The sequence below is a fragment of the Nocardia cyriacigeorgica genome (assembly GCF_005863245.1).
Lineage (GTDB): Bacteria > Actinomycetota > Actinomycetes > Mycobacteriales > Mycobacteriaceae > Nocardia > Nocardia cyriacigeorgica_C.
In genome coordinates, this window is sequence record NZ_VBUT01000012.1 from 239,177 (window position 1) to 246,959 (window position 7,783).

Here is a 7,783-nt window from a genome sequence, read left to right on the forward strand (position 1 = left end):
GCTCGCGCGAATCGGCCGTCCCCGAGATCGACATTGCGGCGGTCTCGCCCGCCCGCCGCGCGATCCTGCTCGATCGCCGGCGCCGCGGCGCCTGGCCGTCGCTTGTACGCTCGCGCCGACGGTAGTCGCTGGTTCCAGCGGTGTCCGCCAGCTAGCTCGCGCATCGTCCTAGGGAGCCAGGACGAGCTCGTCGCGCACCGAAGGTTCCGGCACCTCGGCGGTATCGAGAGCGTCAGCGACCGCCGAGGCGAAGAACTCGCCGAGCACGACGGGTACGGCGTTGCCGAGCTGGCGCATCTGCTCGCCCCTGGGTCCGGACCCATGCCACTCGTCGGGGAAGGTCATCACTCGCGCGGTCTCGCGCACCGTCATGTAGCGGTGTCGATAGGTCCAACCGTCGGAGGAGTCCGGATCCCGCACGCGATCGTCGAGCAGCATGACCGACTCGCCTCCCGGGACTCCGTGAACGCCGGCCTTGACAGTCTTCGCGGGGCGGTCGAGCTCGTTGGGGGTGTGGCCCTTGTAGATTCGCGCGCCCGGCCATCCAATATGGTGTTTGACCCCGATCTCCTCACCGAAGTCGAACTTCTCGTCAAGCCGGTCCAGGTCAACGGCGGGCAGCCTCGGCAGTTCGGTGTCGGTGCCGTACCCGGCGATCGCGTCGCGCAGTGTCCGCCAGGGAAGGCAATCGTCGTCCCTCACGACCTTCGGTATCCGCTCCTCGACGCGTGCCTGCACGTGCGCGGGGACATCGGGGTGCCGACTCCAGTAGTCGCCGTCGCGGATCGAGCGGAACAACGCCGCCTCAGAGTATCGCGGGGTCTTGACATACTTCGCGAACGCCTCGACATCGACGCCGAGGTCGGCCCGGAAAGCGACGATCACGACACGATTGCGTACTTGCGGGACGCCGTAGTCGGCGGCGTTGACAGGGACCACGACGACCTTGTAGTGATCGCTGTCACTGTCGTCGTCGGAGAGGGTCTCGAGTATTCGGCGAAGCTGGGCATCGTGATCCTGCCAGCGCGCCGAGTCGTTCCTCTGCTGGTGGGGGAGCTGTAGCTCGTTGACGATGTATTGGAAGTAGTCGGCGAACGACGGCCGGAGGAGCCCTCGGACATTCTCGCAGATGACCGCCTTCGGGCGCATATGGCGAATCGCCTTGAACATGGCCGGGAACATGTTGCGCTTGTCCTCATCACCCTTGGCGACGCCGCCAGCGCTGAACGGTTGGCAGGGCGGTCCCCCCGCGAGGACGTCGACCTTACCCTCGAAAGCGGTCAGGTCGAGGTCCTGGACATCAGCCGGGTAGAGCGGCGCCGGCTGACCCGCCCGGGGCGGTTCGGGTCGAACCTCGTCGGTCACGGCCAGACCGTCGGAGCCAAGGGTCTTGCGGGCGCTGGCGACGAGGGTCTCGCAGGCGCGCTTGTTGAACTCATTGAACAGCAGGGGGCGGAACCCGGCCCGGTGAACCGCCATCGCCAGTCCACCACCCCCGGCGAACAGCTCGACGCTGGTTCGTGCACTCTTCGCGTTCCTGGGCTGGTCGATCATGGCCGAACCATACCGCGGGTGTCGGACATACTCCGTATCGCCGCAGGGAGAGTCGACTGAAAGTCGATGATCCCACTAAAGTTCTCTCCGTGCGTGCGATCGAAGGGGGATTGGGTTGAATCGAAGCGCTGCCTGGGCAGGAGCCGGCACCCACCACGGCGACTTCCGGCTGAGCATCACGAAGGCGCTGGGCGATCAGCTGGCCGATGCGCTCGCGGCACTGGTCGCGATCCCATTGACCGAGGAGAACCTGAACGCGGGGGTCGACGAACGTCCCGGCGTCTACCAGCTGTACCTCGACGGCGAGTTCGTCTACGTCGGGAAAGCCGACAAATCACTCCGCGACCGTTTGAGCCAGCACCTGCGCAAGATCTCGGGGCGCCGCGATATCGATCTGACCAGGGTGACGTTCTCGTGCCTGTACGTCGCCGAAGACTTCTCCGCCCTGGCCCCGGAACAACTGCTCATAAGCCACTACAAGGGCAAGGGCGGCGTGCCGTGGAACCACAACGGCTTCGGCAACAAGGATCCCGGGCGTCAGCGAGACACGACTACCCTGAAGGACGGGCACTTCGACGTGAAGTTCCCGATCGATCTCGACGTGCCCGTCCTCGGCCTGCGGACAGGGAAGGTCACCCTCGACTCCTTCCTGAAGACGTTGAAGTCCGGCCTGCCCTATGTCTTCCGCTACGCGGTGCCTCCACGGTCGAAGCTGGAGTCCCTCGATGTCGCGCGGGCCGATCTCACCGCGCATGAGGCATTCCGTCTGGTATCAGCGACGTTGCCGCCGAGCTGGCAAATCACCGCACTGATGGGCTACGTGATCATGTACGAGGAAACGCAGGACTACACGAGCGCATGGCGCTACTACCGAGCAGGCGACGTCATCCACGCGACACCCGTGTCCCTTCCCGAGGAGGCCGGAGGCGTGGACGCGCTGGACTTCGGTGAGGCGGCCGTATGAGCCTCCCCTCGGCACACCGACATTCGCGCGATGACGACACGCTGGAATGTAGGTGACCATGGGCGCGCAGTATCTGCCCGAGTCGTTCGATCCGCTGTCGACGACCCAACTCTCCAACACCATCTGCGAGAAGCTCGAGCGGCAACCGCTGGTATCGATGGCGGACCAAATCCCGCGATTCGAAGGCGCGGGACTCTACGCCCTGTACTACCGCGGTGACAGTGTGGAGCTGTATCGGCCACTAGCGAAACTCCAGATCCCCGTCTACGCGGGACAGGGCCGGTCGAGCAACAGCGCCACAGGGGCGACCTCCAGAGCGGCGCGTCCTCTCTGCGAGCGCCTCCGGATGCATCGCACGTCGATGATCCAAGGCGGACTTCCGATCGCCGAGTTCCGGTTCCGCGCGTTGCTCATGCCGGACGTGCACGCCGACCTGGGCGAAAACGGCCTGCGGGTCGGCTACCGGCCGGTGTGGAACAGCGTGCTCACCGGGTTCGGTAGCAAAGAGCAGGGCGCGTCGACGCGTAAGAGCGGAAAGTCCAAATGGGATACCGTTCACGATGGGCGCCGCCGGACATATGGCGAAGCCACCCACCAAGCCCCCCAATTAACCGCCGCGGTCAAGGCCCACATCGAATGGCAGCTCGACGAGTACCCTCGCCTGCCGTGGCAGCACCCGACTGTCGAGGTGAACTACGAAGACCGCACAACGAACTAACAGCGGTCCATGGCCGGGTGAGCCGCTGAGTGCCCGTCACCCGGGTTCGCAGTCGCAGAGGTCTCCCGGCGTCGAGACTATCCCGCCTTCAAGGTTCCGTACGGCGGATTCGACCGCAGCGTCGAACGACTCGACATGATGCCCCTCCGCGAGGTAGTCACCACCCTCATCGCCGTCGTAGATACCGACTGACCAGTGCATGATGTCAGCGCGGTTATCCGCCAATCCAGGATCCGTGGTCGTCACGACGAGGACCAGCGGGTGGTCGGTGCCAGGAACCATTCCAATGACCGCTTCGATCGCGGTGCAACCTCCACCCGTGTTGACGACCGAGCCGACCGTCTCAAAACGGTCCGCCAGCGAAGTCAGCTCCGGCGCATACGTCCGCGCGAGCTGAGCCTCGTACGCGGCGATTTCGTCAGCACGGTCAGCCATCGTGATGGGTTTCCTAGGTCTCTTGCGGGCGGGGCAGATGGATCGTTAGATGCAGATGGATCGTTAGATAGCGTAGCCGGCCCCACGCGTTGTGGCCTACCCGTCGCTGGTGTCGGTCCTGGGGCCGTCCAGCGGCCGAGACTCACAGCGAGAAGCGGGCCGATACAACCAGTAGCGAGCGGCGGACCCGCAGCCCGGGAGCCTCAGCCGACGATGTAGCCGCGTGAGCTCGTTGGCCAGATCGGCGATCGAACGCGGACCAGCCACGCCGAGCAAACAGCGTTGCTCGCGGTGAGACTGGCGCTGGACAATCGATGTCTCAGATCTGATGATTGGGTATGGGCGTGAACACTGCTCGCGTTGATTACTCTTGCGAGACTTGCGGCAAAGACACATTTGTCAACCTGAAGAATGGCCAGGTTTACAGCCATAGCGCGCCGAGGACCCGCGACACCTGTGAGGAGTCCGGGCGCGTGATCATAGAACCGGACGATAGCTTCCGGGGAGTCACAAGCGAGCCGAAGAACGCCGACACCACGTCATTCAAATGCTACGAGTGTGGCAGGAATGTGCGCGCCAACAAACGCACTGGCTTGACGCACTCCCATAACGTCCCAGGAAGTACGCAGGTGTGCGGGGCTTCGTCGGTGGGGGTCATCGCGCCCACGGGAGGCGACGCGATTACCGAACTGGATCGACAAACACGCCGTGGGCCTGGTGCAACTCTCTACGAGGTGCGGCCGCTCGAGGAGTCGAACAGTGTCCGTACCGTTCGCGGTGGGCTTCCCGGTTCCGCTCGCCGTTAGCCCCTTGCGCGACTTCGGGTGTCCTCGCATTCTTCGTTGAATCATGCCCTGCCGGTGCGGTAAGTGACATGCTCGCAATTGATGGTGACGCGGCTGGGATACGTGCGCGGTCGACACGCTGGCTCGGCAGGGAGTGGACTGCCGACGCTTCGGCTGCCGACGGGGGTAGCAGAGCCAGGCCCAGGTACGCCATCATCGAACCGGCGGACCAAGCCCCTCGATGGGGCTTGTCACCGTTCCGAAGACAATGAAGGCCAGCAGGGCGGAAGCTGTACGGAATCTCCATGCGGGCGAACCGCGGGCCGCCGGCCGGATTCGGTCTCTAAGAGATTCGATGACCGGTGGATTCTCCTACGATCCTAGACACAGGAGATGGGCAAATCCGATGGAAAGCATGCCGGCCCACATCGATCGGCGAATCCGCCGTGCTCGCCCACTGTGGTTTGCCCTGCGCCGGAGGGCTGGATGCGAGATCGTTCATTCGCAGGCGACGTCGTCGTTGTCTCGGTCGAGTTTGGCGCTGTATCCGGGGTCGCCGCGGTGGAGCGGGGCGGCGCCGGCCGCGCGGGCGGCCGCGCAGTTCGGGTAGTACACGCTGGCTTGTGTGGGTGGGGGAGCGATGGGCGGATCGGGTGCGGTTGTCGGTTCCGGTGCTGAACGTGGCGGCGGTGGTAGTTGCGTCGTCGTGGTCGTGGATTCGGCAGAGGGAGCGACAGTGGGACCGTCGGTGCAGCTGTTCAAGACGCGGGCCATGGCGTCTTTCTCGGCCTGGGTGATCCAGAGTCGGTAGGCGGCCTTTACCTCGATCTGGATGGTGACGTATGGGGCTGCTGCACGCTCAGGTGACAGTGGTTATGCAGCCTGACCGGCTGCTGTTGGGGTCATGATGGTCTCGTATTCGACCGGGGTCAACCGGCCGAGCCGGGTTTGGCGCCGACGGCGATGATATGTGCGTTCGATCCAGGTCACGATCGCGATCCGCAGTTGTTCGCGGGTGTCCCACCGCTGCCGATCCAACACATTGTGTTGCAGCAGGCTGAAGAAGCTTTCCATCGCGGCGTTGTCCCCGGCCGCGCCGACCCGGCCCATCGACCCCGTCATGCCGAAACGGTTGAGCGCGTGGACAAATCGCCTGGATCGAAACTGAGACCCGCGGTCGGTGTGCAGGATGCAGCCGGCCACCTCACCGCGGCGGGCCACCGCATTGTTCAATGCTGTGACCGCGAGCCGGGACTTCATGCGCGAGTCGATCGAGTAGCCGACGATCCTGCCCGAGAACACGTCCTTGACCGCGCAGAGGTAGAGCTTGCCTTCACCAGTGTGGTGTTCAGTGATGTCACTGAGCCACAATCGGTTTCGCTCGTCGGCGGTGAACTTGCGTTGCACGAGATCGTCGTGGACCGGTGGTCCGGGACGGCTGTTCTTGCCGCGTCGGCATTTACCGAACGCACTCCACCACCGATTGGCCGAACAGATCCGCCACGCGGTCCGGCCGGACATCGGTTCCCCAGCGACCTCGGCTTCGTCGGCCAGGAATCGGTATCCGAACTCCGGGTCGTCGCGGTGGGCGTCGAACAGGGCGTTCGCGCGATAGGCCTCGGTGAGTTCGGCGTCGGTGACCGGTGAGGCCTGCCACCGGTAATAGGGTTGGCGAGCAAGGTTCAGTACCCGGCACGTGACCGCGACGGGAATTCCGTCGGCGGCGAGCTCGCTCACGAGCGGGTAGAGCCTTTTCCCGGAAGATGCGCCTGCGACAGATACGCCGCGGCCCGGCGCAACACCTCGTTCTCCTGCTCGAGCAGCCGGTTCCGGCGGCGTAGTTCGGCCAGCTCGGCAGACTCGCTACTGGTAATACCGGGCTTGTTGCCCTCGTCGATATCGGCTTGACGCATCCATTTCGACAGCGTCATCGGGTGGATCCCGAAATCCGCAGCAACCTGCTCCAGCGTCACGCCGTCCTCACGGTCTCGGGCGACCCGGACCACATCGTCACGGAACTCCTGCGGGTAGGGCTTGGGCACGACGACATCCTTCCAGGCTCACCTCCTGGTAAGCCAGATCGATGTCACCTATCCATGCAGCAGCCCCAGCAACACGCTCGTTATCGTGCTCGCGGTCATCGGCGCGGTCATCGTGCTGTGCGGATTCGGCGGCTGTGTCGCGGCACTGTCCAGCGACGACTCCGACGACACGACCAGCACGACAACCGTCACCGCCCCGGCGCCCGGCGAACCGTCACCCGCCGCCGAACCTCCGAAGTCCGACATCGTCCCGGCCGGATCCGCGGTCCGCGACGGCAAGTTCGAATTCGTCGTCACCGCAGTGGACGCCCCGGTCAAGACCGTCGGTGACAATCCGTATCTCCAGAAGACCGCTCAGGGCGAATACATCTTGGTGCACATCAACGTCACCAACATCAGCGACCAGCCCCAGACCTACTTCGCCGACAACCAGAAGCTGATCGACAGCCAGGGCCGCAAGTTCGGCAACGACACCATGGCCGCGATCAACGTCAACCCCGAAACCTCGATCGGTTCACCGATCAACCCCGGCAACACCCTCCCGGTGACCATCGCCTTCGACGTCCCACCCGGCACCGTGCCGGCGGCCCTCGAACTGCACGACTCCATGTTCTCCGGCGGCGCCAAGGTATCGCTCCAGTAAGCGACCGCCATTACTTGCCCCGGCCACACCACCGTGGCCGGGGCAGTTCGCCGTACCCATCACCACTCACGAGGAAACTACGTCCGAATGGGCAGACAACAGCAGCCATGGCGACCCGGGCAGAAAAGGCTCGGCTGGAAAGCCTGGACCACCATAGGCGCGGGGACACTCGTCGCCGCCACCGCCGTCGGACTCAACGCCGAGAGCACCGAAACCACCAGCGCCGCTGCGCTGTCCACCGCTATACCCGCCTCCACCGCCCCGTGGCCTCCGCCCGCAGGTGGTTCGGGTCGCCTGGACGGGGCGGCCGGTATCTCGCCGCATGCGGCTACCCTGGACGCTTCGCCCTGGGGTTTTCGCCTGTTTCGTGGGCCGGGCCGGGATCGTCAGTATCGGGGGCCGGGGAACTTGCCGTCGACGTCGGGCACGACGGTGAACTCGGTGCAGGTCGACAGCCCGTAGATGTTGGGCTCCCCGGGGTGGTGGGAGGTGCCGTCGAGTACGAGGGTGTCCGCGACGCAGTTACTGGAGCCGACTGCGGCGGGGGCGTGGGCCAGGACGGTGGTATCGCCGATGCGTCCGACGGGTAGCACCTGCCATCCTTTGGCGACTACTTGGCTGTCGGACGCCCTGATCACCGGC

Annotated in this window: 8 protein-coding genes; 3 read left to right on the top strand and 5 right to left on the bottom strand. The window is 64.9% G+C overall.

Annotated elements, in window-relative coordinates:
• Positions 1 to 168: 168 nt before the first annotated feature.
• Positions 169 to 1,554: a DNA cytosine methyltransferase gene (locus tag FEK34_RS26680; RefSeq protein WP_138452208.1), complete on the bottom strand. Its 1,386-nt coding sequence runs from the start codon at positions 1,552 to 1,554 to the stop codon at positions 169 to 171.
• A 115-nt stretch (positions 1,555 to 1,669) separates the two neighbouring features.
• On the opposite strand from FEK34_RS26680, the gene FEK34_RS26685 reads away from it, so the two are divergent.
• The gene (locus tag FEK34_RS26685; protein ID WP_138452210.1) at positions 1,670 to 2,518 is read left to right on the top strand and encodes a GIY-YIG nuclease family protein; all 849 of its coding nucleotides are present in this window, start codon (positions 1,670 to 1,672) and stop codon (positions 2,516 to 2,518) included.
• A gap of 58 nt (positions 2,519 to 2,576) precedes the next feature.
• Positions 2,577 to 3,236 carry an Eco29kI family restriction endonuclease gene (locus tag FEK34_RS26690; protein WP_138452260.1) on the top strand — a complete coding sequence of 220 codons (660 nt, stop codon included), beginning with the start codon at positions 2,577 to 2,579 and terminating at the stop codon, positions 3,234 to 3,236.
• Positions 3,237 to 3,272: 36 nt separating this feature from the next.
• On the opposite strand, the gene FEK34_RS26695 is transcribed toward FEK34_RS26690, so the two are convergent.
• The 3 genes from FEK34_RS26695 to FEK34_RS26705 form a co-directional block, all read right to left on the bottom strand.
• A complete protein-coding gene (locus FEK34_RS26695) occupies positions 3,273 to 3,671 on the bottom strand; it encodes a hypothetical protein (RefSeq protein ID WP_138452212.1) in 399 nt (132 codons plus the stop codon).
• Positions 3,672 to 4,954: 1,283 nt separating this feature from the next.
• Positions 4,955 to 5,230 (bottom strand): excalibur calcium-binding domain-containing protein, encoded by a 276-nt coding sequence (locus FEK34_RS26700; RefSeq protein WP_249359631.1) that lies wholly within the window; start codon positions 5,228 to 5,230, stop codon positions 4,955 to 4,957.
• 99 nt (positions 5,231 to 5,329) lie between these two features.
• Positions 5,330 to 6,498, bottom strand: a protein-coding gene (locus FEK34_RS26705) for an IS3 family transposase (protein WP_138452214.1) whose coding sequence is annotated in 2 segments (ribosomal slippage) — positions 5,330 to 6,211 and positions 6,214 to 6,498 — 1,167 coding nt in all. Because the reading frame shifts where the segments join, the coding sequence is not laid out codon by codon here.
• 85 nt (positions 6,499 to 6,583) lie between these two features.
• Here FEK34_RS26705 and FEK34_RS26710 point away from each other — a divergent pair.
• Positions 6,584 to 7,141: a DUF4352 domain-containing protein gene (locus FEK34_RS26710; RefSeq protein ID WP_138452216.1), complete on the top strand. Its 558-nt coding sequence runs from the start codon at positions 6,584 to 6,586 to the stop codon at positions 7,139 to 7,141.
• A 386-nt stretch (positions 7,142 to 7,527) separates the two neighbouring features.
• Here FEK34_RS26710 and FEK34_RS30240 read toward each other — a convergent pair.
• On the bottom strand, positions 7,528 to 7,783 hold a 256-nt coding region (locus FEK34_RS30240; RefSeq protein ID WP_212748833.1), incomplete at its 5' end, for a hypothetical protein.